General features: G+C 47.5%; 25 protein-coding genes and 1 pseudogene. 12 read left to right on the top strand and 14 right to left on the bottom strand.

All coding sequences use genetic code 11. The features are described from left to right. Nucleotides 1-6 precede the first annotated feature (6 nt). The 3 genes from PP769_RS17655 to PP769_RS17645 all read left to right on the top strand — a co-directional run bounded on the left by PP769_RS17655 (nucleotide 7) and on the right by PP769_RS17645 (nucleotide 1154). Complete coding sequence (locus PP769_RS17655; protein ID WP_312642691.1) at nucleotides 7-279, top strand: hypothetical protein; 273 nt, start codon at nucleotides 7-9, stop codon at nucleotides 277-279. Further along, on the top strand, nucleotides 272-724 hold the full coding sequence (locus PP769_RS17650; RefSeq protein WP_312642689.1) for a hypothetical protein: 453 nt from the start codon (nucleotides 272-274) through the stop codon (nucleotides 722-724). The genes PP769_RS17655 and PP769_RS17650 overlap by 8 nt, the downstream gene beginning before the upstream one ends. Nucleotides 725-809: 85 nt before the next feature. Then, nucleotides 810-1154, top strand: a complete 345-nt coding sequence (locus PP769_RS17645; protein ID WP_312642687.1) for a hypothetical protein — start codon at nucleotides 810-812, stop codon at nucleotides 1152-1154. Between the two features lie 382 nt (nucleotides 1155-1536). Here PP769_RS17645 and PP769_RS17640 read toward each other — a convergent pair whose 3' ends face one another. Next, on the bottom strand, nucleotides 1537-2172 hold the full coding sequence (locus PP769_RS17640) for a peroxiredoxin (protein ID WP_312642685.1): 636 nt from the start codon (nucleotides 2170-2172) through the stop codon (nucleotides 1537-1539). 250 nt (nucleotides 2173-2422) lie between these two features. Between PP769_RS17640 and purE the strand changes: the two genes are divergently transcribed. Continuing rightward, nucleotides 2423-2911, top strand: coding sequence for a 5-(carboxyamino)imidazole ribonucleotide mutase (purE, locus tag PP769_RS17635; protein WP_312642683.1), 489 nt, complete (start codon nucleotides 2423-2425; stop codon nucleotides 2909-2911). Between the two features lie 177 nt (nucleotides 2912-3088). Here purE and PP769_RS17630 read toward each other — a convergent pair whose 3' ends face one another. Beyond that, complete coding sequence (locus tag PP769_RS17630; protein WP_312642681.1) at nucleotides 3089-3331, bottom strand: DUF1653 domain-containing protein; 243 nt, start codon at nucleotides 3329-3331, stop codon at nucleotides 3089-3091. Between the two features lie 119 nt (nucleotides 3332-3450). Further along, complete coding sequence (locus PP769_RS17625) at nucleotides 3451-3963, bottom strand: TrmH family RNA methyltransferase (protein WP_312642680.1); 513 nt, start codon at nucleotides 3961-3963, stop codon at nucleotides 3451-3453. A 478-nt stretch (nucleotides 3964-4441) separates the two neighbouring features. Between PP769_RS17625 and PP769_RS17620 the strand changes: the two genes are divergently transcribed. Continuing rightward, nucleotides 4442-5599: a GGDEF domain-containing protein gene (locus tag PP769_RS17620; protein WP_312642677.1), complete on the top strand. Its 1158-nt coding sequence runs from the start codon at nucleotides 4442-4444 to the stop codon at nucleotides 5597-5599. Between the two features lie 26 nt (nucleotides 5600-5625). On the opposite strand, the gene PP769_RS17615 is transcribed toward PP769_RS17620, so the two are convergent. Together PP769_RS17615 and PP769_RS17610 are read right to left on the bottom strand one after the other, a co-directional pair. After that, nucleotides 5626-6612 carry an HDOD domain-containing protein gene (locus PP769_RS17615; RefSeq protein WP_312642675.1) on the bottom strand — a complete coding sequence of 329 codons (987 nt, stop codon included), beginning with the start codon at nucleotides 6610-6612 and terminating at the stop codon, nucleotides 5626-5628. 185 nt (nucleotides 6613-6797) lie between these two features. Next, entirely contained in the window at nucleotides 6798-8636 is a 1839-nt protein-coding gene (locus PP769_RS17610; RefSeq protein ID WP_312642673.1) for a TonB-dependent receptor, read from the bottom strand. A gap of 242 nt (nucleotides 8637-8878) precedes the next feature. Between PP769_RS17610 and PP769_RS17605 the strand changes: the two genes are divergently transcribed. Beyond that, nucleotides 8879-10225, top strand: a complete 1347-nt coding sequence (locus PP769_RS17605) for a POT family MFS transporter (protein WP_312642666.1) — start codon at nucleotides 8879-8881, stop codon at nucleotides 10223-10225. Between the two features lie 230 nt (nucleotides 10226-10455). Here the strand turns inward: PP769_RS17605 and PP769_RS17600 are convergent, their stop codons facing one another. From PP769_RS17600 to PP769_RS17580, 5 genes and pseudogenes are all read right to left on the bottom strand, one after another. Next, nucleotides 10456-11229, bottom strand: coding sequence for a DUF6445 family protein (locus PP769_RS17600; protein ID WP_312642663.1), 774 nt, complete (start codon nucleotides 11227-11229; stop codon nucleotides 10456-10458). A 996-nt stretch (nucleotides 11230-12225) separates the two neighbouring features. After that, a complete protein-coding gene (locus PP769_RS17595) occupies nucleotides 12226-12555 on the bottom strand; it encodes a hypothetical protein (protein ID WP_312642661.1) in 330 nt (109 codons plus the stop codon). Nucleotides 12556-12902: 347 nt separating this feature from the next. After that, nucleotides 12903-13850: a UDP-3-O-acyl-N-acetylglucosamine deacetylase gene (lpxC, locus tag PP769_RS17590; RefSeq protein ID WP_312642659.1), complete on the bottom strand. Its 948-nt coding sequence runs from the start codon at nucleotides 13848-13850 to the stop codon at nucleotides 12903-12905. 702 nt (nucleotides 13851-14552) lie between these two features. Next, nucleotides 14553-15263 (bottom strand): annotated as a pseudogene (locus PP769_RS19850) (sigma-70 family RNA polymerase sigma factor); the annotation flags it as partial. An 852-nt stretch (nucleotides 15264-16115) separates the two neighbouring features. Beyond that, nucleotides 16116-16805: a potassium channel family protein gene (locus PP769_RS17580; RefSeq protein WP_312642654.1), complete on the bottom strand. Its 690-nt coding sequence runs from the start codon at nucleotides 16803-16805 to the stop codon at nucleotides 16116-16118. A 359-nt stretch (nucleotides 16806-17164) separates the two neighbouring features. Between PP769_RS17580 and PP769_RS17575 the strand changes: the two genes are divergently transcribed. Genes PP769_RS17575 through PP769_RS17565 form a run of 3 tightly spaced genes read left to right on the top strand, consistent with a single transcriptional unit; the run spans nucleotide 17165 to nucleotide 19351 of the window. Then, nucleotides 17165-18064 carry a tRNA (adenine-N1)-methyltransferase gene (locus PP769_RS17575; RefSeq protein WP_312642652.1) on the top strand — a complete coding sequence of 300 codons (900 nt, stop codon included), beginning with the start codon at nucleotides 17165-17167 and terminating at the stop codon, nucleotides 18062-18064. Nucleotides 18065-18098: 34 nt separating this feature from the next. Further along, complete coding sequence (locus PP769_RS17570; protein WP_312642650.1) at nucleotides 18099-18473, top strand: response regulator transcription factor; 375 nt, start codon at nucleotides 18099-18101, stop codon at nucleotides 18471-18473. Beyond that, nucleotides 18473-19351: an HD-GYP domain-containing protein gene (locus tag PP769_RS17565; RefSeq protein ID WP_312642648.1), complete on the top strand. Its 879-nt coding sequence runs from the start codon at nucleotides 18473-18475 to the stop codon at nucleotides 19349-19351. Before PP769_RS17570 ends, PP769_RS17565 begins: the two co-directional genes overlap by 1 nt. A gap of 26 nt (nucleotides 19352-19377) precedes the next feature. Here the strand turns inward: PP769_RS17565 and PP769_RS17560 are convergent, their stop codons facing one another. Next, a complete protein-coding gene (locus tag PP769_RS17560) occupies nucleotides 19378-19797 on the bottom strand; it encodes a rhodanese-like domain-containing protein (protein WP_312642643.1) in 420 nt (139 codons plus the stop codon). A gap of 310 nt (nucleotides 19798-20107) precedes the next feature. Beyond that, on the bottom strand, nucleotides 20108-20683 hold the full coding sequence (gene pyrE, locus PP769_RS17555; RefSeq protein ID WP_312642635.1) for an orotate phosphoribosyltransferase: 576 nt from the start codon (nucleotides 20681-20683) through the stop codon (nucleotides 20108-20110). Nucleotides 20684-20899: 216 nt separating this feature from the next. Between pyrE and PP769_RS17550 the strand changes: the two genes are divergently transcribed. Continuing rightward, a complete protein-coding gene (locus tag PP769_RS17550) occupies nucleotides 20900-21757 on the top strand; it encodes a hypothetical protein (RefSeq protein WP_312642633.1) in 858 nt (285 codons plus the stop codon). A gap of 117 nt (nucleotides 21758-21874) precedes the next feature. Here the strand turns inward: PP769_RS17550 and PP769_RS17545 are convergent, their stop codons facing one another. Both PP769_RS17545 and PP769_RS17540 read right to left on the bottom strand, forming a co-directional pair. Then, on the bottom strand, nucleotides 21875-22306 hold the full coding sequence (locus tag PP769_RS17545) for a YMGG-like glycine zipper-containing protein (RefSeq protein WP_312642631.1): 432 nt from the start codon (nucleotides 22304-22306) through the stop codon (nucleotides 21875-21877). Between the two features lie 31 nt (nucleotides 22307-22337). After that, entirely contained in the window at nucleotides 22338-23129 is a 792-nt protein-coding gene (locus PP769_RS17540; protein WP_312642629.1) for an SDR family NAD(P)-dependent oxidoreductase, read from the bottom strand. Nucleotides 23130-23303: 174 nt separating this feature from the next. Here PP769_RS17540 and PP769_RS17535 point away from each other — a divergent pair, with 174 nt between their 5' ends. Both PP769_RS17535 and PP769_RS17530 read left to right on the top strand, forming a co-directional pair. Continuing rightward, nucleotides 23304-24269, top strand: a complete 966-nt coding sequence (locus PP769_RS17535; protein ID WP_312642627.1) for a hypothetical protein — start codon at nucleotides 23304-23306, stop codon at nucleotides 24267-24269. An 80-nt stretch (nucleotides 24270-24349) separates the two neighbouring features. Further along, nucleotides 24350-26626 (top strand): BREX system ATP-binding domain-containing protein, encoded by a 2277-nt coding sequence (locus PP769_RS17530; RefSeq protein ID WP_312642621.1) that lies wholly within the window; start codon nucleotides 24350-24352, stop codon nucleotides 26624-26626. Nucleotides 26627-26740 lie beyond the last annotated feature (114 nt).

Raw genomic sequence — 26740 nt, 5'->3', positions numbered from 1 at the left:
ATAAGGATGGCAAGAGAACCTGTCAATAGTCCTTCTTCCTCAGAGAAGTCTCCTCCTGTTTCAACATCGACCGGGAAACGCCGTTCCGTTATGATTGCCAGAGTCATTGGGATTCTGTGTGTCGCGGTAGGATTTATGCTGGGTATTCATGGATTAGAACATCCTGGCTCTCCCATGCTTCCGACCGCTTTAGGGATGATTGCGACGGGCTTAGTCGCACAAGTGTTTGCATTAGTGAAAGCCTGTTTTGCGGGTTCACAAGGCAAGGGGGATGACTGAATCATCCGGTAGTGCGATGGCTCATCGTCTTGTTGTGCACCAATTGAATCCATGGGTAGTTCTTATGCTCTGTCTCGTACTTGCAGCCTGTTCTCATTGGCGTGATAGCTATTTCGACGATGGCGTGGGGGTGTTAACGCAGTCGGATATCAAAGGGAAGCTAGGAAAACCTCATATAGTTAAAGATCCATTGCTTTCGGACAAGACCACTTGGACGTACAGGTTTGCCGTGTCCGAAAGTGAATTGGATCCGTCCGGAGTCAAAGCCTTGGGTAAGCAGGCTGGAAGCCTGATGGGTGGGGCTCAAGGAGGTCCACGTGAAAAAGTATATTGTTTTATGTATGTTTTGACCTTTGACAAAGAAGAGATCCTTCGCCATTGGGAGCGGGAGCTCTGCCAAATTCCCCAACCCCCCGATCCGTTTCAACGGGGACTTTCCGGCTAGGCATGATTTATTTCACAGAAGTCAGCAAGAGATACTCACAGTAGTGATGGGAATTTTCACACCAGAGAATTGATGGATTAACCGTATGAGCGTGCATAAAAGCGGAGCGTTTCTTCAGCAATGTTTCTCAGTACATCCGCTTTGTCTGAATGTGAAGCTGGTTTCTCCTCCGCAAATTGTCGGGGTGCTGTGTACAAATTGTCAGATGCGCCATCGCTTAACCCTTCCGCAGGCCCTCGTATCCACGGAGTCGGGTACCGAAATCGCGAGTCAGGAACTACTTCGGCTTCAAAGATGTGTTCAGAATCATCCTCAGGATGTCCGGGTCAGCTTGGTCCATATCGAACAGTCTGCGGTAGACTTCAAATGTGGCTCCTGTCATCATACCTATGAGTTGGAGGTAGCCCTGTTTGAGACCCATCAATCTTGACTGATATTTTCCTGCCATTCGTTCTTGTCCTTTTTCAACTTTTCTCTTGAATGCCTACAGGTGTTTCTCGATTTTCAAGCGTCTTCTGAGGAGAGTTGAACGGAAGCGAGTCCTGAGGGGGATATTTCACTTGTCTGTCCGCGGTCTACCCCGTGCAGAACTTGAGTGCATTTGTTCTTCCGAATATGTGTGGTCCTTGGGCGCATGCGATTCTGAGGTACCCCCCTGTAATCCGTGAAATAGTCGTGATGAAGGTGTATAGGGCTAGAAGGCATGTGAGAACCTGACGACTTCAGCAATTGGGAGGGGATGGGGAGAGGAAAGGTTGATGTGTCAGGCAGCGCCACATGTGTATGGCGCTGCCTCAATTTTTTCAGAAGCTCTAACGGTTGGGTTGCGGGGTAAAGCGCAGATAAGGTTTTACTGCACGATGACCTTTCGGGAACAGTGCGGGGATTTCTGCATCCGTTACGGCTGGTGTGATAATACAATCCTCTCCGTCTTTCCAGTTTGCCGGTGTGGCAACTTTATGTTTGGCCGTTAATTGCAGTGAGTCAATGACGCGAAGAATTTCGTTGAAATTCCTGCCAGTTGATGCGGGATAGGTAAGGGTTAATTTGACCTTCTTATCCGGCCCGATTACGAACACCGAGCGAACGGTCATATTATCAAGGGCATTGGGATGAATCATATCATAGAGGTTCGCGACCTTTTTTTCGGGGTCCGCAATAATGGGATAACTCACCGTGCAGTGTTGAGTTTCATTAATGTCTTTAATCCAACCTTTATGGGAGTCGAGCGGATCCACGCTGATAGCCAACACTTTCACATTTCGTTTTTTAAACTCTTCCGTCATGTTCGCCATGGTTCCCAATTCCGTGGTGCACACGGGGGTGAAATCCTTCGGATGTGAAAAGAGTATGCCCCATCCGTCACCGAGCCATTCATGGAAATTCACGGTACCTTGCGTCGTTTCTGCTGTAAAATTCGGTGCCTCATCTCCTAGACGAATTGCCATAATTTTTCTCTCCCATTATGAATGAGGTGAATAATGCATCTCTCCGGTATATAAAATCCCGCGAGAAAATTTTTTTAGCTCCTAAAGAAAAATCTTACAAAAACAGAGGAAATTTAGTGTAAGACAGTTCCTGTTATATGGTCAACTTGGGTCATGATGCGGTATCGTAAGCCCGTTTAAGAAACCATGGACCTTTCGCCCATCCCTCGTCATCTACGAATAGATAAGGTAAGAAGGAGTACAAGAGGTTATGGCTGAGTCATCATTTCGGGTTGCAATTCTCATGGGCAGCAAATCGGATTGGGATACTATGCGGTTAGCCGGTGAAATGCTTACTAAACTGGATATAACTCATGAGAATCGGGTGTTTTCTGCGCATTGGGCTCCAGATGCCTTGGGGGATTATATTCGTGAGGCGGAAACTGGTGGAGTGCAAGTGTATATTGCCGGGGCTGGAGGGGCGGCCCATTTGGCCGGGGCAATTGCGGCCAAAACTCAATTGCCGGTGTTGGGTGTCCCCCTGCAATCAAAGGCTCTGCAAGGCCTCGATTCCCTCTTGTCCATTGTGCAGATGCCCAAAGGTTTACCTGTAGGAACCTTGGCGATAGGGGGTGCTGGAGCGGTGAATGCGGCGTTGTTGGCTGCTGCGATTTTAGCCTTGGCAGATGTTTCTCTCTCCAAACGGTTGAATGCCTATCGAGAAGAACAAACGCGTGCGGTGTTGGCAGAACAGTTGTGAGAGTCGATGGAGAATTCTATAGATTGTTTTTCAAACAAGGTGCATGGCAGGCACGGTCTTTGACTGGGGAAATTCACACGAGCCTCCCGAAGCCAAATCATAAATGAGGTGTCTGGCCGGGCTGGCACGCAAAATGGAAGGCGGCCTGTCAGATCAGACGGATTCCGGTTACCCTTCTCAGGGTTTGGTCGTGGTGTCTGTACCGGCGTTGGCACCGTCGATCCATTCAAATCTGAAGACGAGTTTTCCCCCTATTTCAATTTTTTCCCTAAACATCTTTTCCGGTCTGACCCAAAGGCCGAATTCGCCATAGAGTGCCCGATAGACCACGAGATCTTCTTCAGTTTCGGAATGTTTGGCGACGCCAATAACCTGGTATTCTTTCCCTTTATAGTGACGATATCTGCCTGGTTGAATCATCGTAAGACCCTGATCCTGAAGCGGCTATGGTGTGTGGGTAAGATGTGTGGATGTTGCTCTGTTTGCATGGTGCTACCACTAGGGACGGAGTGCCTCATAGTTGGTGGGATCGCAATTGGTTAGGGCGGTGAGTGGTGTTGGCGATACGCATAGAGGGCGATGCTGCCTGCGACTGTCGCATTTAATGGAATCGATGGATGGATTTGAGGAATACACAGGCGTTCCAAAAACTGAAAGGGTGGAAGACCTACGCCTTCTTCGCCAATAAGTAATCGAACATGTTTAGACCATTGTACCGTAGACAAATTCGTGCCGTGTAAATCTAATGCGGTAATCCATTGCAAGGTTTCCGGGGTATCCAGGTCGGTGATGGAGCCTGCCCACTCCAAGGACTGGACAAACACCGCACCGCTACTGGCACGAATGACCTTCGGGTGGAAGGGGTGTACGGCTTCCTGAAGCAGCACGACCGTTTGCACGTCAAAGGCTCGACAGCACCGAAGTAAGGCTCCAAGGTTCCCAGGGTCTCCAATTGGGCACAGGACTTCCAATCCATTGGGGGCCTGGCTGAGATCTCTTCGCGACATTTCGGGGACACCGCAGACCAGGAGCGGTTCTTTCGTCCCAAACACGTCCAACTCCTGAAACAGGGAATGTGATAAATCATACTGGAGGGCCTGAGAAGGAAGGTCATCTCTGGAGGTCCAAGATGGCGGAAGTAAGATTTCGTGGACAGTTACCCCAGAATGCGTTCCGATTTCCTTCCGGAGTTTATTCCCGGAAACGAGACAGAGGCGATGACGTTTAATCCCATGAGAGTCAAGTAACGATACCCATCGTTTGAAATGGGAATTTTGTCTGCTGGAGATCGCGTAACGTTGATTCACGGGTGTAGGGAAAAATGCGCGTGAACGATGAAATGGAATATCAAGGTAGTCATTTACACATGGTGTTTTGTAACTCTTGGCGAAGAGCATAACAAAAAGTGACTCAAGAGACATAGAGGAATTGCCGATAACGGAATCAAACCGTTACCCCACTCTCTCCATGCATTCGCTGGATGGTCACCGACACAGGCAGAGGCAGAAGTGAATAGAAGAGGAGGAAGGAATGTTAGGATCTTGGTCCATTGGGAAAAAAGATCACTCTAATGAGAATAGGGGCCAAAAAGAGCCGGTCGCCAACGGGTCTCGGGCCACAGAGATCTCCGAAGAGTCCGACAAGGCCTTTGAAGCCTTAGCCAGGGTTTTGCGATGTCTCGGCCGTCATGCATTTGAACTCGATCAATTGTCGGAAGAGGATATAGAAAAAGAGTTTGAACGGTGGGCGAGACATGTGTTGGTGGGCACTCAGATTGATGCGGATGATTCCAAAAAACCCGAGGCCAGCCCACGCCGTGATTGGGGGGCGCTCACGCAATTTGTTAATGGACATCGTCAACAGGAAAAATCCTATGTGACCCGAAATCTCCAAGATATGCGAACTGTTCTTTGCGAATTTACCAATATTATGGGGCGCGCGTTTGTCGAGGATCAGGAAACTGATCAAAAAGTGACCAATCATCTCGTTCAATTGCGCACGGCAACCGAGGACGGTTCTTTTCACGATGTGAAGCAGGCCTTATTGGCTGTAGTGGAAGGCATCAGTGCTCTTGTGGATGAACGAAAAGAACGCCAGCAACAACGATTGGAAAATCTTGGAGAAAAATTACGTCTTGTTGAGGAGGAACTGGGAGGCGCGCGAAAGCAAATGACGCTGGATGCTCTGACGCAGCTGTATAATCGTGGAGCCTTGGATCTTCAATTAGAACGAACGGCCAGTATGAGTTTTTTCTCTGGGACATCGGCCTGCATTTTGATGGTTGATATCGATCATTTTAAGCTTGTGAACGATACCTATGGCCATCCGGCCGGGGATGTGGTGCTACAGCAGGTGGCGAAACGTCTGGTATCGACTTTTCCCAGAAAAACTGATTTTATTGCCAGATATGGAGGGGAGGAATTTTGTGTCCTGCTTCAGGGAGCCGATGGGGAACTGAGTCAACGACTGGGTGAGCGGTTGCTGGATGCCGTGAGAGGAGAGGGATTTTCTTGCCAAGATATCACCATTCCGGTCACGGCATCGATCGGTTTGGCGGAGTTACTTCCTGGTGAAACCGTGCTTTCCTGGCTTGAACGTGCAGATCGTGCGTTGTATCGGGCAAAAGACAATGGTCGGAACCAACTGTGTCTGGCAACTGAGAATGACGGGGTGGGGAAGAACGGCTGAGTCAGAGTGGCGGGAGTTGGCTCTGGTTAGTTGAATAATTGAGGATCAGTGGAGTTCAACTGTTGTAAGGCTACTTGCTGGATGTGGGCGATGTCTTCGAAGTTCCCAATCCGGCTGTGAAAAAAACTGGCAATTTGTGGAATTCCCGTCATCATGTGCCCAAGGATCGGTTCCCAATCTTCCGGTTGCACGGATAAGCGACCCTGACTATTTTTACGGGCTGAGGCAATGGCCGCTTCGGTATCGGGATTAATCCAGATGTCCGCGATGATACCGGAGAGTGCAACGGTATCCACCAGAGATTGAAAGTCCGGCGGAGTCTCAAATAATTCAGGAGTATGACTATAGAGGATGGCCACCTGAAACTCCTCAGGAAGTTGCCAATGTTGGGCCAACCAGGCTCCTACCTGTGAATGATCAACTCCCAAGTTTTCAAGTTCATACTGGTGTAAATTGGCATGATTGTCCTGATTGTAATCCTGGAGTGAGGCAATTTCCCTTGAAGCCACCTCGTTTAATGCTAGTAGTCCGATGTCCTGAAGCAGGGCACCAAGAAACATGAGCTCTACATCAGAAAAGGCGAAGTGTGTTCCAATGGCACGAGCTGCGACACTGGCCAGAATGGATCGCCGCCAGAATTTTACGTGGTCAATCCCGGATGTTGAGACCTCTTTCATGTCTTTAATTAAACGATAAAAACAAAAAGATAGAGCCAGATTGGCGATCGTTGAAAATCCAAGCAATGTCACGGCCTGTCCGATGCTGGTTACTTTGTGCCGGGACCCGCCGTAATACCCCGAATTCGCCATAAATAAAATTTGAGCCGCCATTCCTGGATCCTGGCTTATGATCTCGGCTAATTCGGAGGCATGGGTTTCCTCATTTTGGCACATCTTTAGAATGGTCGAGGCCAAGGGAGACAGAATAGGCAAAGATTTACAGCTTTTAATTCTGGCAAAAATCGTGGAACGCTCTTCGTCCTGAACCGGATCTAACGGAAGTATGAGTTGCATGGAAGATTCCCAGTGAAATGTAAGGTAGGAGGCGATGTTTCACATCTTCGCCTGCCTCTTTTCAACGCCTTTTCCTTTTTCGGTCAAAACACGACCTGGCTTAAGCAGATTTCTGCGATAGCTTCATGGAGAAAACTTGATTGATGATGTCACCCATGCCTCCTTTGGAGAAATACTTTCTGACCTTACAATTCTGGCCGGTATTCCAATCCTAAACGAAAGGTCAAGGGCGGAGCCGGGAATCCGGCAAACTGTTCATATGAGGAGTTGGTGACATTTTCGAGGGCTGCATAGCAACTCCACTCGGTAAAGGGATGGTAATTGACCGTGATGTCTGCCTTGGCAAATCCCCCTACTCGTGTGGTTTGGGTTGGAACTTGAAAATCAAAACTGGAACTGACCCATGTGACTTGACTTTTGACATTGAGGGTCGAAGATAGCTTCATCGTAACCCCCACCCATCCGCGCCATTTGGGGCGGTTTCTTAGTTGAGCTCCGGTTTCCGTCACTCGAGTGGTGAGGTGGGTGAGACTAGACTGGAAAGAAACAGCAGGGATTGGCGTGAGGGACAGGGAAATATTCCAACCATGAGTTTTTGCCTCATCAATATTGGCCAGGCGAATAATTCCTTGATTGAGAAGGTCGGGATCGAGGTCAATAAGGTTCCTGAACCGGTTGTGAAAGTATTCTATCGTTGCGGTAAATCTTTCATCGAATGTGTGATAGTCTAGGCCGAGATCCCACCCGACGCTGGTTTCGGGTTGTAAGGAAGGGTTCCCAATTAAGGGGTCTCCTAAACTGGATAAGCTGGGCAATTTAAATCCCCTTCCATAGCCACCACGAATCTGGATTGAGTTTAACAGCTGATATTTCGCTCCAATTCTGGGGCTAATCTTCGGCTGGAACCCTTGTGAGATATCGGCTCGAACACCCGAATTCAGGGTCAGTTTTTGCCACCAGACGGACGTTAGTTCCGCAAAGGCTCCTCCGAGTGTCCGCCGGATGGCAAAGTCATCTGGCTGGTCAGAGGAGCCTCCGAAGGAACTCAGGTCTTGAGTCCCGTTCCGTCTTCCGCGTTCATGAGTCAGCTGTTCACCAAGTGAAAATTTCCATTGGGGGCTGATCGTCCATGTTGTCGTCATGCGTGTTTGAAAACGGGTATAAAGAGTTTCAAAGTCAGCCGGAGGCAGGGTATAGGTGGTTGGAGTCGCAAGAATTCCCGGGTTTGACACGTCTTGAAGTCTTCGGGTCACACTCAGAAATACCTGATGCTGCCAACCCGAAGGAATGTGAAATGAGGCTGACAAACCGGTCAGAAATTCTTGGGTCTTTCGTCGTTCGGTTTCCCGGAGTAAAGCCAGTTTTGACCCACCACTGCCTTCCGGAAAACTCCGGACCGTTGAATCTGTATATTGCCCGTTTAGTTGAATGTCGAAATTGGGATCTGTCTGAATGGAAAAATTCCATCCAGCCGAGTCCATCAAAAATGAATCTTTCTCGATTTGCTCTCCATTTTGGGTATGGGACAGCGTCAGATTGGCGGACAATGGTCCCAGTGATCCTCCGGTTTGGGCAAGCCCTTTGAGATAATCGTATCGGCCTCCTTCGCCCAGGAGGCGAAAGGAGGGAGCCGTGGTAGCTGATTTGGTAATGAAATTGATTGCGCCCGCCATGGCTTCAGAACCATAAAATGCCGAGAGGGGTCCCCGAACAATTTCTACGCGCTCGATCCGATCAATAGGAATAGTGGAAAGATCAACTGATCCGCCTCGCTGGTTGGTTGAGTCATTCATGGGGACCCCATCCAGCATAATTAAGGTGAAGTTGGGATCGGCACCTCGGAGATACACTGAGCTGATTCCACTTCTCCCGCTCATCTCATCGGTATGGAGTCCTGGGATTTGCTGGAGGATGGTGGTCACCCGATTGGGCTGAAGGGGGGCAATCTGTTCAGCATTGAGGGTCGTAATGCTTTGAGTTGATTGGTGGGGTTGGGTGGGTTGGGCGGAACCTGTGACAATCATCGTATCAAGAGTCGGAACCGATGATTCCTTGGACTGTACCGGCGGGGGAAGCCATATTCTTATAATTGAAAGACTGACCAAGAGGATTATGCCTGGGAATGGCAGGAATGGGGTCGGCATTATACAATGACATTCCGGTGGGGACGGAGGTTTGCTTGTCGGACTGACACAGCCGTTCTCACCGGATAGGATCTATACGAATTTTCAACGGTTGTCCACTTCTTACAGATGAAAGTTGTTTCATGAAAAAACATGAATATCGAACAGAACCTATGACCACGGCTTCCATGCCATCGGGAGTCCTGCATTTGGTTGTCAATGAAGGCGCTGAGCGATTTAGTTACTATGGGATGCGTTCGATTCTGGTGGTGTTTATGACGGGGATGTTGCTGAATACACAGGGAAGCTTGAACCCTATGGGGGAGGCAGAAGCGAAAAGTTATTTCCATCTGTTTGCCTCGGGAGTGTATTTTTTCCCTTTTTTGGGGGCGATCTTGGCCGATGCCTTTTGGGGAAAATATAAAACCATCATTCTCCTTTCTCTGGTGTATTGTGGCGGCCATGTCGTTTTGGCTTTAGATCACACCCGATTCGGCCTGCTGGTTGGATTGACTTTAATCGCAATAGGCTCCGGGGGAATTAAACCCTGTGTCTCAGCTAATTTAGGTGACCAGTTTGGTTTGGCCAATGGACATCTTTTAACCAAGGCCTTTGCCTGGTTTTACTTTGCCATTAACGTGGGGGCATTTGGGTCTGTGATGCTCACCCCTTGGCTATTGGAACATTTTGGTCCTGGCCTGGCATTTGGGGTGCCTGGCATCTTGATGTTTGTGGCGACCATCATTTTTTGGTCTGGCCGGACCCACTATGCACATATTCCTCCTGACCGTTCAGGTGTATTTCAAGCGCTTTCTCGTCCACAGACCTGGCGGGCGATTGGGAAGTTGGCCGGTATTTATGTGTTTGTCGCATTTTTTTGGTCCCTCTATGACCAAACCTCTTCAGCGTGGGTTCTTCAAGCGCAACATATGGATCGGGTCTGGATGGGTGTTGAATGGTTGCCTTCGCAAATTCAAGCAGTGAATCCGGTCTTGATCATGGTGTTTATTCCTTTGTTTACCTATGTGGTCTATCCGGTTTTGAATAAAATGGTTCGCCTCACATCTTTGCGAAAAATTGCTATGGGCTTTTTTATGGCGGTTGGGGCGTTTCTGATCTCAGCCTATATTGAGCAACAAATTGAGTCGGGGATGGAACCGGCGATTGCCTGGCAGTTATTGGCCTTCGTGGTGATTACGGCGGCGGAGGTCATGGTGTCGATTACCTGTCTCGAATTTTCCTATACACAGGCTCCACTCAAACTCAAATCGCTCCTGATGGGCTTATTTTTGCTTTCCGTGTCTTTAGGGAACGGATTTACCGCCTTTGTAAATTATTGGATTCAGAATTCAGATGGGACTGTTGCGTTGATCGGCCCAGACTACTATTGGTTTTTTGCAGGCATCATGTTTCTTGTTGCCTGCCTGTTTCTTCTGGTGATGAAAGGTTACGAGGAAAAAGCGTACTTGCAGGGAACTGGACCGGGATGATCTGAGCAGAGCATCAATGGCCTGGATCTATATGCGTTCGGAGATCGCCTTTTTCTTTTTTCACCGGTGGTTGAGATGAATATTCTTTCCTATTCTGTAAGCCAGATGTAGACAAAGAACCCTTAGGAAGTTTTGATATTTGTTCAAGCTTGGACAAGGAGGAGTAGGAAATCTCATAAAAACAAAAGAAGATTTGTTGGGCGGGGAGGCGGGGCGGAGGTATTAAAGAATCAGAGCATTTTTTCCTTTTGACTGAGGTACAGGATTTGGTTCACCCGAAAGGCCTGGTTGTAGTGGCCGGATTGGATGTACTGAGAATGAAAACATCGTCCATCAAACATCATCAATCTGTTTGGCCGCATCTCGATAAGTTTCAGTAATTCCCAATATTCATTGCCATCGTTGATATACCTATTGTCACGACAAGCGAAGAGTGGATTAAAAATCATGCTATTTTGGAAGTTTTCATATCCTTCCGGGCTGGTAAAAAACTCGTCGCTGAGTTCCAGTCGATTCGCAAGTTGTTGGATTGTCCCGTCGGGTATAGGTGGTACACGTTCGAGTCCTGTCGGTCGGTGGAGATATAAGCCGGTTCCACCCGTACATGAATCTGCAGGATTCAAATAGACCATGGCGGTAATATCCTGATCGATGTGAGGTTGCCGTTGCCCAACGTTTAGCGCGTAGTTGTCAGTTTTAATACCTTGAAAGACGACTGGTTGGGGAGAAAAAAATGTGAAGAGAGGGCATCCCCAAAGTGCACTGAGAGATTCCACAAGTTCCCGGTGCTCATAATTGAGGCGGGCTCGGACTCCCGGAAAATTTCCCACGATTTCGAAGCGGTCGGTATAGGGGAGGCTCAACGCGACCTTCAGAATTTCATCGGGGAATTGATAGAAATTATCTACAATTACGACCTGATGATGGCCCATTCCAACGCGCTGAATTGAAACCGTTTGATGGGGATTGAGGGCGAGAAGATCCGAGCGAATGTGATTGGACATGGAGTCCCTATTGGTATTCGGCTAGGATAACGTTAAAAAACGGACCTATAGTGAACCTTGTTTTAGGATGAGTCAAGGGCTTTACATGAAATTTTGCTGGAGAGAGGAAAGATTACATACGAGGCCAGCAATGCATTGAGGGGAGTCCGGAGGCATCGGAGCTATATTTGGAACAGTATGAAAGCAGATTTGAATGGCCTTTCCTCCATTATCAGACCGAGTCCATGACTCCTCTTTTACCCCTAGCATGTTGAGGTCGATTGAAGTCATGGATGCCATGAAGAGTGCTCTTTGAGTGTGGTGAATTGGGTTACACACGGCTAAGCCTAGAAGGTAGGTTGGAGAGGACAGGAGTGAGGAGGCTGTCATCCCGGAATTAGTTCAGTATCGTTCAGGGCTCACTGTAATGGGGCATACCCGGAAATGCAAAAAGTGTTGTTCCCCCCGTTGCGATCGCTTTTCTTAATGGTGCCTTGCTCGCTCCACTCTATGACCCGAGTTTAGTGTGGGGTGAATTTAGTCATGGGGTCGGCTTGGCCGAGCTGGAAGTGGTCGGCGCGATGCCTCAATTATGAGGCTAAGATCACAACCAAGTAGACGGTGGTAATCTGGGTTAACTTTGGCCCGGGCATTTTTCTTTGGATGTATCCCGAAGGAGTGGACACTTTTTCAGATTAAGGAAACCGAAATGCATGAGTTAGCATTCCGTGACATTCTGTTAAAACGCAATGCTTTCAATTGGGAAATTCTCTAATTTTTTGTATCAGGAAGTTATGACCGGGGGTGAAGTAATACTTTTTAAAACCGATTGTTGTTGCCACCTGGAGTATGGAGAGCCAATTATCGCCTTGAAATCATTTAATCTTTGGCCCTCGTCCTAATTGAGAGAAGAGGTAAACCGAAAAGAAACACATGATTGCCTCCATGCGAGGTCTGCGGAGAATTATCACAAGGTCTGATGTTTTATTGTTAGTGATCGCGAAGGAAACTCAACTATTAATAGGAATTCTCAGAAAGTGTGTCAAGAAACAATGGGGCATAGATCCGACCCTCGACAGTTAAAGTTCCCCGCTCTCGAAATCCATGGTAGGTAAGGGTGATTTCGGTTTCTGGTCCGCGCCAATTGTACTGTTGGTTTAACCCTCGGATAGTGGATCCATACGGGTCGTTTGTTTTTCCAAACTCATTTCTCAGGTACTGAAGGATGGCTTTGTGGGTAGCTTCCCCCTGGTAATGAAAGAGGGCCCGAGCATACTTTCCATCCAAGGTATAAAGTTTGACGGATTCCAACTCAGTGGATCCAAGCCGGGGTGCCCCGCGCTTCATCGTATAGATATGCAATGAATCTATGGAATCGATTTTTTTTAGGTCTGAGCGATCTTGAAGAGAATGGCCCCAGAGGCTGCCGAAGAATCCTTTGGGATCATTTTCTATTGGTGTAGCGCTTAAGACGGGGGTCCACGGGAAAAGGCAGGCGCAAATAATGAAAAGTAATTTAAGCCTGCTTGTTCTGTAAGGGCGGACAAATGATTGGAGTTTCATGGTTATGCCAGACGCTACCACGCGTAGGGGATGAAGACAATGGAGAAAAGGATTTCTTCTTTGTTATTAGATAGGCAGATAGCAAACGCATTATTAGTTGAGGGCACACAGCGGAGAAAGAGAGAGAGGCGTTAGAATGCGTGAAAAGCAGGTTGGAGTTCAGGTAGGTGAATCGTTGGATTGGAGGAGGACTGTCCGTTCAAGATGCCATCCTTTCCGGATTCTCCCGCGTTTAACATGATCCACTTGTCAGGATTATGCATGATGGCTTGGACCAATTGAGTATGGAGTGCGTGCCCGGCGCATTTTGCGAAGAAATGACCAATAACGGGGATTCCTAATAATGACAAATCGCCAATAAGGTCGAGCACTTTATGTCGAACACATTCGTCCGGGAAGCGTAGGGCATCATCATTAACCAATCTCGTATCAGCAAAGACGACCGTATTGTGTAGTGAACCACCAAGCCCCAGTCCTCGCGACCATAAAAATTCCACCTCTTTTTGAAAGGCGAATGTACGGGCTCCGGCAATATTTTTGCCATAATCTTGGGGCGTGCAAAAATGGTGATATTCCTGTTGTTGTATAAGGGGATGAGGAAAATCAATGAAATAGGTTATTTGTGGGAGTGCGGAGGGAAGAACACTGATTGAGCGGTGCCCGTCTTCCACGGTAATGGGTTGAATAATTTTAAGGTATTTGCGTGGTTCTTCCTGGGTGAGAATCCCGCTTTGGTAAACCAAATCGACGAATGGAGTGGCACTGCCGTCTGCTGCAGGGATTTCACTGCCAAGCAATTCCACGTACGCATTATCGATTTCCAGGCCAGCTAGTGCACTTAACACATGTTCAACCGTCTGTATGTCAAAATCACCCACTTGAAGTGTGGTGCAATGATCGGTTTGTCCTAAAAAGGCGATGCTGGCTGGGCATGACTGGATTTGATCAGCTACATGTTTCACAAAGACCACCCCGGTGTTAACCGGAGCTGGATGAATGGCAATTGAGGCTGGGTTACCAGAATGGAGACCAATGCCAGAAAAAAATGATGATGTTTCAAGTGTTTGTTGATGACGCATAAGTTCCTGTGAATCTTTAGTATTAAACCATGCAAAATTTGTACTACGTAATAACTTAGAGAAAGGGCGAGTTTTTAGTTGAAATTAGGCCTTTTTGTTTCTGGGTGTTGCAGAAACCACCCAAATGTATACTTTTTTCACTAAATGGTAACTAAGAATTGGTCAGTGGGGAAGGATTGGCTGCGGCGGTGGTTGATTTACTGTGGATTTTTGCGAGTTTGTTTGAAAATTTTGAAGGAAGCGACACGATTCAGGTGCATCAACTAAAGTCGTATAATGAGAATGAGCTAATTGTTGAATGATTCCTCGATGCTTTTTATGTAAGCCAGAGGCTAAGAAAATTTCCTGAAAAACAGTCCATTTTTTTGACGCATCTTGTAGCAGTCCACGGGAGAATTCTTCAGGTCTTGTTCTGAGCGTATTGGAAAAATGTTGAACCGCTTTTTCAATACTATGGTATGGCGGGGCCAGATTCAGATGGGTGTAGAATTCTTGAAGGTGGCCTCTGAATTCTTGTCGAAGTCTGTAAATAGGGTCTGATGGCAACAAGTGCGCTGGTCTTTGTTCATGAATGAAACAAGCACCGAATAGCCCTATGGTAAGGCGGTGATTGGCTGGTTGACAAGTCCTCGGTCAGAAAAGGCAAGTTCACCTAAAAGAAATGGTTGAATGCAAAGGGTGATGAGGGAATGAACACAACTTTTACTTAATGGAATATAACATATCCTTCATAGCAGGCTCCTTTAATTTTTGAAGGGCTTTGGCTTCAATTTGGCGAACACGTTCTCGAGTAACCGACATACTTTGTCCGACTTCTTCAAGGGTCCATGGCTCGTTTTGGCCAATTCCAAAACGCAGGCGGATCACCATTTGTTCCCTTGGAGTCAGCGCATCCAAAATCCGTTCGACTTGTTGGTTCGTCTCCTGGCGTGAGACAGGTCCATCGGGCGTCAAAGTTCCCATATCGGGAATAAAGTCTGTGAGAAAGGTTTCTCCATCTCCAACCGGAGTTTCTAACGATATAGGATCTTGAAAGGCTTGAATGGTGTCATGAATTTTTTCCACACTCAATTTGAGCGCCTCTCCAATGTCATCCAACTGAACTGGGCGGGCATACTGTTGTGTCAACCGTTTGGAGGCACGAACAATCTTATTGGAGATTTCATTTAAATGGACGGGGACACGAATGGTTCTAGATTGGTCGGCAAGTGATCGCGTAATCCCTTGTCGAATCCACCATGTGGCATAGGTGCTGAACTTAAACCCTTTGCGATATTGAAATCGTTCTGCCGCCTTCATAAGCCCGATATTCCCCTCTTGGACTAAGTCCAAAAAGGCCAATCCATGCCCCGTATATCGTTTCGCGATGTCTACAACCAGGCGAAGATTTCGCTGAACGAGTTCAGATTTCGCTTTTTCTAGTTGAAATTTCGCTTTTTGAAGTTGTTGGCAGAGCTCCTGAATGGATGAGGATATGGAGGGATACGTTTTGCCTAAGGTCAACAGAACGGATTTCAATTTTTCAATGGCGGGAGTCGAAAAACCACTTAAGGCAAATGTTTCCTTGAGTAAAGCAATTGTTTCTTCTCTCTCTGGTCCCTTTTTTAATGGCTGTGTGAGGTGAAGGCTTTGTTTGATAATGACCCTGATTGTTCTGGACGCTTGGTCAATCTCCTTCGCCAATTCAATCTCGGAATCTTTACTGAGAAGAGGGCGGCTTCCAAATGATCGGAAATATAATGATTCGAGAGCTGGCCCGAATCCTCTGATAGAAGGTTTGACTCCCTCAGTCTTTATGGTTGCGAGTTCGGTTTCTGTGGGCTCATCCAAAACAGTTTGGTATTCCATGATAGTTTCCCCTGTGGGTTCAGGTTCCGTTTGCCGATAGTTCAACATCAATTTGAATCTTAAATTATGCTCTAAAAGCAAAAACCAAGCCAATGATATATTTCAGTCCTTATTCATCAATGGAAAGGGATTTTAATGCTCTTTATGCCATTTTTTTGAAAGGATGAATTTCTTCAATTACGTTGGTATGAAGTGGAGCTTTCATTTCATCAAGGGATAACAGTATGAAAACAAACGATAAAACTGCTCTCTGTGCTATTTCTCCTATCATTTATAAATGATAGGATTGCTATTGAAGAAATCGGTAGCCCGTCGCATTCCCTGGATAGTGCAAAAGGGGAAAAACGTACAATTTTTAGGAGAGAGGCGGTGAGGGGTTAAAAAGTGCAGAGGTAATTGACGGAACTGTTATATTTCTTACACGTTATTGCAAAAACGGTCCAAATCTTCTTCGCGACCAATCATGACCAAGACATCACCTTTCTCAATGACGTCATCGGGTTTTGGTGTGAAATTAAATATTTCTTCTTTCATCATACGCCCCTTGACCATTCTGGTAACTTGTTTTTTTATCCCAATCACATTCAAGTTATGCTTTCCGCGTATCTTAACGTCCTCAAGACTTAATCCGGATAAGCTCTCTGAAACGGACACCTCTTCCACACTAAAGCCTGGAGCCAATTCTAAATATTCAAGTACGCTCGGTGAGACCAGCCTGTGTGCGAGACGGATAGCCGCATCTCGTTCAGGGTAGATGACCTCATCGACCCCTAGGTTCATTAATATTTTTCCCTGGATTGGAGCCACGGCCTTCGCCACAATGGATTTTACCCCCATTTCTTTGAGTGTTTGCACAATAAGAATACTGGCTTCAATGTTTTCGCCGATACTGACGACTGCCACATCGACGTTTTGAGCACTGACTGCTTTTAACGCGCGTTCATCAGTCGCATCGCATTGGACGGCAAATGTCGCAATGTCACTGATCGCCTGGATTTTTTCCTCATCCTTATCGATGGCAAGTACTTCGCATCCTTTGGTAACCAATCCTTGCGCCACGCTATAGCCGAAGCGCCCAAGCCCTATAACTGTAAAAAGGCGTTTCATGGTAAATTGGCAACGACCCTTATTTTCATCATGCGACTATTCCTGCATCAAGAGTAGCCGAGGTTGCTGGGGTTAAGGAAACTCTTCTGATCCGTTCCAGAGCCGGTGTTCGGTTTCTGTATATTGAGAACTTTCGCACAAGTGCCACTTGCAAAATTAAAGGATCTAAAAAATTTGGAGAATTTGGTGGCGATAGGTATGTAAAGACTGAAGTTGGTTAATCATACGTCTGAATGGGGAGGGTGTCAAGAATGATCCCATTGAAATGTCGATTAGTTGTCGAGTTGGTTCACTTAAGAAGTCTCCACCATTATGGTGGGTATCAAAGCGGAGAAAAGCCTTGCTAGAATGCGTGCCTTATGAAAACATTTCAATCGGGAGAACGAGTTCATTTAATCGACAAGAAAGAACGGCCTTATGCGGTCACTCTTAAAGCCGGAGAAATCTTTCAGCATAGTGGAGACCGGATTAGTCATGATGACATTATTGGAAAACCGGATGGGACAGTGGTGCAGTTTTCCAATGGAAAGTTAATGGTAGCCGTTCATCCAACGCTAGCTGAGTATACCTTGAAAATGCCTCGAGGAGCTCAGGTGATTTATCCCAAAGATTTAGCCGTCATTCCAATGTGGGCGGATATTTATCCAGGAGCCAGGGTCTTTGAGGCCGGGGTGGGCTCTGGGGCATTAACGATGGCTCTTTTGCGTGCAGTGGGGGATCGTGGGTGTGTGGTGAGCTATGAAATGCGAGAGGATTTTGCGGCCACGGCCACGAAAAACATTGAACGGTTCATGGGAAAGGTACCTAACCATTTCCTTCAGATTCGAAATGCATACGAAGGTATCGAGATTGGGGAAGGGGCGTCTTCCTGGATGTTTGATCGGGTGGTATTGGATATTCCAGAGCCCTGGCGAGTCGTTCCGCATGCGGCACGGGCATTACGGTCCGGGGGTCTGTATTTGAGTTATGTCCCGACGGTGCCGCAGGTGATGCAAACGGTACAGGCTTTGGAGCAGAGCCGAGTTTTTACCATGGTTCAAAATTTTGAAACGTTGTTGCGGACGTGGAATATTAAAGGCCGGAGCGTTCGACCCGATCACCGAATGGTTGCCCATTCCGGTTTTATTACCGTGGCCAGAAAAGTCGAAAATCATAATTGGAATTCTGAGCAATACAACGCTATTGAACCTGCGTCTCAGCAAGACGATCATGTCATCAAGGAGGATGAATATGTCGGTGATGGATTAGATATTCCCTGAGCCCTTTCGGGCCAACCAGCAGGAAATGTTCACCATGGTGGGTCCTGTGAAAACGATCCTCATTGCCGATGATGAGGAAGATCTTAGGCTCCTGGTCCAGGTTACTCTCGAACATCCCTCGTATCGGATTCTCACTGCTATAGATGGTTGCGCGGCGATGGAGGCCGTTTGCACCCACATTCCCGACCTATTGATTCTTGATTGGATGATGCCGGGTTTAAATGGGTGTGAGGTGGTACGAAAGCTTCGCCTATACTCCGATACGGCTAAAATTCCAATTGTCATGTTAACCGCCAAAGACGGGCTTGATGCACGTAAGCAGATAGCTTCTCTTGATCTTGCGGGGTATTTGGTCAAACCATTTAGCCCATTAGAGTTGATTCATAAAGTTCGGGAAGTACTTGCCTAATGCATGAGGATAAACCCAAGGAGGAAGATGGGATTTCTCTTTCATCATTTATGCCGTATTCAAAGGCCGAAGCTTCCCAAGCAGCTGCCACAGGGGAAATCCAGGCGGCCCGCTCGCAACTCATGGCCTATGCCAAAGATCTCAAGCAGATGTTGGAGCAGGAAGGCCAGAAAACTCAACTGCTTAAAAAAGCTCATGCCCAAATGCTTGTCTACGCCCGGGACCTTAAGCTCTCCTTGGAGGCAGAGCAACGGAAAAATTGTGAATTGGAGCAGGCTTATGCCGATACTATTCTACGCTTAGCCCGTGCGTCACGCTATAAAGACGAGGAAACAGGGGCACATATTGAACGGTTAAGCCATTACTCGCAATCGCTTGCTCTGGCTATTGGCTGGGATCAGCCACGGGCTCGTTGTTTATTCGCCGTTGCGCCAATGCATGATGTGGGGAAAATCGGGGTTCCAGATGCCGTTCTTGGAAAGCATGGCCCGTTGACGGAAGAAGAATGGCAATCGATTAAACAGCATCCCCTTTTGGGAGCGAGTTTATTGGATGGCTCGACGTCTCCCTTGCTAGAGATGGCCAAGGAAGTCGCGCTGACTCACCATGAACGTTGGGACGGAAGTGGATATCCTCGAGGGCTGAAGGGAACACAGATTCCCATCACAGGCCGAATTGTGATGCTGTGCGACCTTTACGATGCCTTACGAAGCCAAAGGCCATACAAACCAGCCTTTACCCATGAGAAAACATGCGACATCATTTTAAACGGGAGTGACAGAACAAAACCGACACATTTTGATCCACACCTTTTGGAGGCTTTCCGGGAAATGCATCAGGACTTTAACGGTATCTATTCCACTGTAGCCGAAATCTAACAATCTTTGCCGCAGGCTGTTCTCGATTATTTGGGGTGTTCGATAGGGTACCCCGCTTCGGTCCAGGCATTCATACTTCCTTCCACATTATAAACATGCTGATACCCTAATCCCATTAAGGTTTCAGCAGCAATATTGCTGCGGTGTCCAGATTGGCAGTACACCACGATGTGCTGATCCAGTTGTGCATTGAGCTCTTGGTGGCGTCCTTGCATTTCCCGAAAATCAATATTGAAATCCGTTCCGGGAATGAAGCCACTCATATGCTCGTCTGGACTCCGAACATCGACGAGCACAAATCCTTTTTGTTTGGGCTGGGAGGCTTTCTCCAGTCCTGCTTTGAGTTGCTGAACCGTTAAAAGGTAGGGCTCAGCAGTAACGATGGTGGGGTTCCCCCATCCAAGAAAAAGAAGAGCGATTGTTAAGGAAAAAGATAAGCGTTTCATGGTTGTCCTCCGTAGTATTGGAAATGGCTTTTTTTGCTTGAGAAAGTTAAGGCAGATGGCATTGTCCTCTCTGAATAGGGATAGCCCAGACAATCGTTGAATAATTGTTTTAAAATTGTATGGTTGGTCAGAAGGGACGGTCAAGTGAGTCATCCGGAATAGGGAAAGTACCGACTGAGGTTGTGAAGAAGTTGAAATGGTCATCAAAGATCAATTTGGACTGGATAATTTTTTAAAATAGGATGCCTATCCGTTGTGGCTGTAAGAACCGATTAAGGTTTTGAATCGTGGCGGGAAATATTCCGAGGACTTACCGGACGAAGGGAGGCGTTTGTCTTAATTCTTCCAGGGTGAGAAGAGGCAGCAATTGAATGTCCATCTGAGCCAGATTGCTTTTTCCTTCATCTTCAGATCGATCCACCACCACTAATCCATGCGTCACAATTAAGCCCTGGGCCCTGGCTGCTTCGGCGGCCTTTATCAAGGATCCGCCTGTTGTTAAAACATCGTCGACCACTAAAGCTGTTTCCCCGGGATGAATAGTGCCTTCAATCAATTTGCCTAATCCATGATCCTTAGGTTGTTTGCGCACGACAAACGTGCGCCATTCCCGCTGTGGATCGGCCCTATACCCATAGTCTGAAATACCGGTGGCCAGGGGAATTGCTCCGATTTCCAATCCGCCAATGAGTGTAAAATCTAAGGATTTAAGCAGGTGATAGGCTAATTGAGCCACAAGGTGACGTGAGTGCGGATGAGCCAATACAATACGACAGTCAACATAATAGGGGCTGTTTTTTCCTGAGGCGAGGCGGAAGCCCTCTTGCGGATTCCATTTGAAGGCTTCCAGCTGATGAAAAGCCTGAATGAGGGCATTTTTTGGCATAGGAAATTTAAGAAAGTGTTACGGTTGAGTCATAAGCGATTTCCTTCTACCATTACGACTTCGAGATCTGCAACAAGACGCGGAAAAAATTATGATGTTGAAAATGAAAATGTTCGTGTGAATCGGAAAGCACCGGTATCGTGAATATCTAGTCGTTCCCTTGAGGGTGGAGAAGTCCAAAGCCAAAAGGAAACTCAGCGTGAAGGAGCGTATTGAATGTTTAGAGTGAAAAAACGTCCATTAAAAAAAGAAAAACCCCCGGTTCTCTATAATATTCTAGAGAACTATACGGATTATGATCCCCCTGGAAATGTAATGGTGTGCGGAATGACGGAACCGGAAGATTTTGAGATGCATGCACGAGTCCTGTCTGAAAGTTATGATATTCCTCTTGAATCTATAACTGGCGTGCTTCAACACGGGGGAATATATCTCTATCCGCATGAAGGTACGCTTGTCACAAAGGGCGCATTCGTCTGTCGTGTTGATCCTCTTGGCAAAGACCCGAAACACACGTGGGTCATGGATCTTGAGCAATATGCGGCAGCCGAGCGCATGCGTCAAAGTTATGGTGTGACGTTGGAAGAAGGCATGGAGCGGGTTTTTTATCGAGGCCTTCCTCAGGAATTGCAGGATCGGTTGCGGCAAAAAAACTTAGGGATCGATTTGACAAAAATTGAATCAGGGAACGCGTGTAGTGGAGACATTCAATATATTGATTTCCGAAAAGATTGGTCTCCCCATTTTAAGCGAAAATGTGTTATGCCAGATGGACGATTGATTGAAACCAGTGGGCTCCATGATTTTGCAGAACTGCATGGGATCAGCGTGGATGAGACTCGTAGCTTGTTTGATCATGGGGGCACTCTTGCACTGAAAGATGGTGGAGGTCTTGCCTGTCAGATCATCAATGGCCAGCCATCCGTGGCCCGCTTTAACTCACGACAATTTAGTAAAGCTAAAGCTCTCGCTAAGGAAAAAGATCTTCATATATTGGACGCCTTAAGTGAAGTGGCTTATCAAGATCCAGTTTTGATGCGAGCCCTTCGTCGTGCAGAAAGCTCCTCATTGTAAGCTTTCCTTACTTCTCATGTGAGCCAAGTTTCGATACTAAATTGGCTCAAAAGGGGAACGACCACGAACGGCGTCTCGCTGTGTGCTTGCCTCATGGTTTCGATGTGTTTTTCTGATCTATTCCCAACCAATCGAATCGTACCCTCGTTCCGAAAGACATCGGTTAACGAAGGATTTGTGTGCGGGTGTGGGTTGCGAGGCCTGGAATAATCCACGAATAAAGCCAACGGTCGCACCTGTTGCGGCACCTATGGCTGCTCCAATACCCGCCCCTCCTCGAATGGCCCCACTGACTGCACCGACGGCACCCCCTGCTCCCGCCCCAACGGCAGTATTCCCGGCCACAGTCGAGGCCTCGTGTTCGGGGACATAATCTTCTGCAAGCTGTTGGCATTCCTCAATGTCCTGTTCAGCTCGATCGGGGCCAACTTGTTGAAGATGGTCGTTGGGATAAAGGATTGGGCGAGGGCCAGAGCACCCTAAAGCTAGGATACAGACACTACAGATGCTAAGAGGGACAATAAATGAATGGAAATAGGAATGGGACATGCTGTGCTCCTTTAATATGGAGGCCGTGTGTTCAATGGGAGGAAGAATTTGGTCGAACAAATCGGCTGGCAAGACGCATGAGCCATTTTTTCGGAAAAAATGGAGTTATCCATTGGGTTGCCAGTCCCTGCCATCCAATAGTCACGAGGTTTTTCCGGGATATCAAAGCCTTTAATGATTTTTTTACGACGTCGTGGGGAGTGTGAGCAGAAGAAATGTGGCGTGGGCAGTGCCCTGCCGTCCTATGGAAATCGGTTTCTGTGTAACCTGGACAGCATACCTGAATGGTGACCTCAGTTTCTTTGGCCTCCATCGCCACCGCTTCAGAGAAAGATATGATAAAGGCTTTAGTGGCCGCGTATTCCGCCATATAGGGAATTGGAAAAAATCCTGCCACGGAAGCCACATTGATAATTGCACCCTGCCGTCGATTCATCATACCAGGTAGGAATAGTCTTGTGCTTTCTGTGGTCGCATGGATATGGACCTGTAACATGTCTTGGATCGTTGAAAGTGGCATGTCTGTAAATTGGCCATACAGCCCAAAACCGGCATTATTGATAAGTAACGACACGTCCGGCCGATATGATTGAGCTAATTGGTAAAGGGTTCCAGCCGCGTTAGGCCTGGCCAAATCCAGCGGTTCAGTCCAGATTTGAACAGGGGTGGTCTGTTGAATTTCCTTGGATAATTCCTTCAGGCGGTTTTGGTCCCGGGCGATCAACAAGAGATGATAGCCTTGAGCCGCTAAGGCTCTGGCATATTCGGCCCCAATCCCTCGTGAAGCTCCTGTAATAACCGCGAATGGCGCTATGTTTTCCATGAATAGGGTCTGACGAAACGTTCAACCATAAAAGGCTTTCTTCCTACGGGTCAACTGCGGGTTGACCAAGAAGCGCTGAGCACGAGCAAGAAGTTGTGGAATTTAATAATTCATGATCATGAAAGAAGCCCGAAAATATTAAGAATTATCAGGGATGTGCCGAATGAAACAGGTATGCGCCGATCAATCGGTTCTTTAAAGCCGATTGCCCGAATTCACCACAAACCAGAGGACTCGATAACCGACATGAGTGCCGAAGGAATTGATAATACGTTACAAGCCTGTGGGTCGAGGTCGGCAACGGGTGTGCTTGAGTTGCCGGATTCTTCCCCACCTTCAAAGGCTGTCACGAAGAACGTCAATTTGGAGCAGGCCTTGGCTGATATTGAAGAGCAAGCCGGGGGATTAGTGAAAACCACGAAGCAGGTGATGGCGTCATTTAAAAAAATTAAAGATGCAGCGAAAGTGGGTGATCTGGTTAATCTGCGAAAATTGCTGGAGGAAGGCAAAGAGGTGACGCTGAGCCTGGGATGTGATTTTGTGAAAACCCAGGAACGTCTGAATTTTGATGAGGCTGGATATTTGGAGGGCAAAGCGTTTCGCCAGGAACTTCTTACCACTGCCCAGCAGATGGGTGTCAACCTCTATGAGCACGATGGCTATTTATTTTCCTATCCAGTCTTATTACGAATTCTTCATAAAGAACGTGCGGTTGCCATTGATCGAATGCGGGAAAACCGGCTTCGTCCTTCGGTCTTGGTCAAACGATTAAAGGAAGTTCAAAATAAACCCCTTCGATTTAAACCGCAAACGTTTTTGGAGATGGTCTTTACGGCCTATTCCATTGTGGTGGCGGGTCGGGGGAAGCACCTCATTGGCAAAGGAACGGTGATTCCACTCTTGGAACTGTATCAACTCTTGACGCTCCTTCCGTGGCAGGCCAATGAATATACCAGACAGGAATTTGGCCGGGATGTCTATTTATTGGATAAAAGTGGAACCATTTCCACCAAAAACAATCATCGGGCAAACTTTCATGCGAGTACCGGCGTGCGGGACGCCAACAAAACGTTAACCGTGATTGCGCAAGGGGGACGGGAGAAAACCTATTATGGAATTTCCTTTGTCCAGTCGGGATAAACCGGTCGGTACCGTATTTAAGTTTCCCTAGGGTGAACCGAGAAGACGAATGAGATTAACAGGATATTGAGGGAAAAATTATGTCTCCACAGGAATGGTTGAACGTTCTCAAATCTGCCTATCTTCAGGGGTTTATCCGTCGTGGAGGATCGGCCGTCAAATTTGCGGTTGTGGAGGAGGCTCAGAACGCAAAAGCTGTGAGCGTGGGGGTGGAGGCGCTGTCACGGGAGGAAGGCTTTGTCACGATTCACGCGGATTCTCATTGTACGAAGGTCCAACTGATTGATCTCTTGTTTAAGGAAATGGCCAGGCAAATTGAATGGGACGCCTGGGCGTTCGAGTATGTCAAAAAACTCTTTCGAGAGCATCAATGGAAAATCCCTGAAAGGCGGGAGGAGTGTTGTTGGTCTTCTCTGGCCTCCCTCAACGGTTGCGATGAACCCACGATGCACCGAGAAGTGAACGCATGGTTGGAAGGGAGCTTGTTTCAGGATTTTCACATGAGTCGGGAATTTCGACTGGCCATGATCCAGTTGTGTTTGGCTCAGTTGGAATTGCCGGATAGTCCCTCTAAAGAGTCGGCAGCAATTAAGGCGTGGCTTCGGGGTGAGCTGAAACAAATGGCTACCCTCAAAAAAATATTGATTTTTGAAAAGGTCACCCGCAGTAATGCGCGTGACCTCATAGTCTCCTTAGCCCATTGGACCCGCCTGTTGGGGAAACCCGGTATGGTCTTGACCATCGATATTTCCGCCTTTACAGGCGGCAAAGAAGCCGGTGCGACCTGCCTGAATTATTCGCCCTCTGCGGTTATGGATGCCTATGAGATGCTGAGACAATTCATTGATGGCAGCGATGAAATTGAAGGGCTATTGGTCGTGATCGTTACCTCGCAAGCCTTTCTCTCGGATCAACGGTTGGGTCTGAATCGCTATGAAGCCCTAAAGCTTCGAATTTGGGACGATGTCCGGGATAAAACCCGTCAAAATCCATTTGCACCGATGGTCAGGCTGACCAATCAGACCGCAGTCTTTGCCGAGAGCAGTCTTCTGGCCAGAGTGGGAAACCGAAAAGAAGATGTGCAGCATCAACGGGTTATTGAATCCTTGAGGGCAGGTGTCCCGAGCCCGGGAGTGGTTCAATCGCTGGGATGTCCACAGCCGATGGTCAAATCCAAATTCCAACAGATGTTGCAGGACGCTCAAGCCAGCATTCATAAGGGTTGGACAACAAAAGGCATGTTGATTGAAGGAGGATTTGGTACGGGGAAATCACATTTGCTGGAATCCTTAAGGCGTATGGCATTGGAATCCAGATTTGTGTGTAGCAAGGTCGTAATAAGTAAGGAAACGCCTCTGTATAGTCCCGCATTGATGTTTCGATCTGCCATTGAGTCTGCTGATATCCCTGAAAAACGAGGAGATGTCTTGGCCGAGGTGGCAGCGGATTTAAATTTTAAGAGTCCCCAATACGCGAATTTTTATGAATGGGTACATCGTCAGGGTGGAGAAATTGATGGGCGCTTTGCGGCCTCGGTCTTTCTGTACGAACGCATGGGGAATGACCCGGAGTTACGTCACCGGATCATTCGATTTTGGGCAGGGGATCCGTTGACCGATGCTGAAATCAAGCGATTACTCAAAGCCTGTGATGCGAGTATTTCCTATCGATTTGAACGAGTCTCCCCCATGGAGATGGCGTTGCAACGATTTAAATTTGTTTCACGACTGATGATTGCGGCGGGATATTCTGGTTGGATTTTACTGATCGATGAGGCAGAAATTATTGGTAGGTATTCCTTTAAGCAACGAGCCCAGTCCTATGCGGAATTAGCCAGGTGGCTGGGCCGACTGGAAGCCTCCAGCTTTGCCGATCTCGGCTATAAATCCGGATTGGCGGCCGTGATGGCGCTCACGGATGATTTTCAAAGTGCGATTTTGGATGAAAAGGGTGATCGGGAAAAAGTGCCAGAAAAACTGCGAGAATCAGGATCGGAAACCGATTTGGTGCTGTCCCGCCAAGCAGAACAGGGAATGCGGCTCATCGAATGCGAACGCATACCATTGGTCGGTCCCTATGACCAGCTTGTAGAAGAAATCTACCATAAAATTCGTGCCATTCATGGTGCTGCGTATGGCTGGGAACCCCCTCAGGTCCCAACGATTGAGCGGTTATCCAGCACCCGGATGCGTGAATATGTCAAAGGCTGGATTACCGAATGGGATTTGACGCGTCTTGATCCAACACAAAAAGTCGACATTGAATTAACAGAAATTCGACAAGATTACTCGGAAGATTCTGAATTAGAAGGGGATGAGGAAGACCTGCTTCACCCGGCACTCTCCGAGTCGAACTAGTTTATGTCTTGACCAAAATGGCTGTCATCAGAAAATTTGCACAATATAACCGCCAGATTCGAATGAATCTTTCAAAGACGGGGCAACATTTTTTTTCAGCATAGGTCTCTGCCT

It is taken from the genome of Candidatus Nitrospira allomarina (genome assembly GCF_032050975.1).
Taxonomy (GTDB): Bacteria; Nitrospirota; Nitrospiria; order Nitrospirales; family UBA8639; genus Nitrospira_E; species Nitrospira_E allomarina.
Note: the sequence above shows the minus strand (reverse complement) of the source record. Positions and strands in the feature narration are given on the sequence as shown.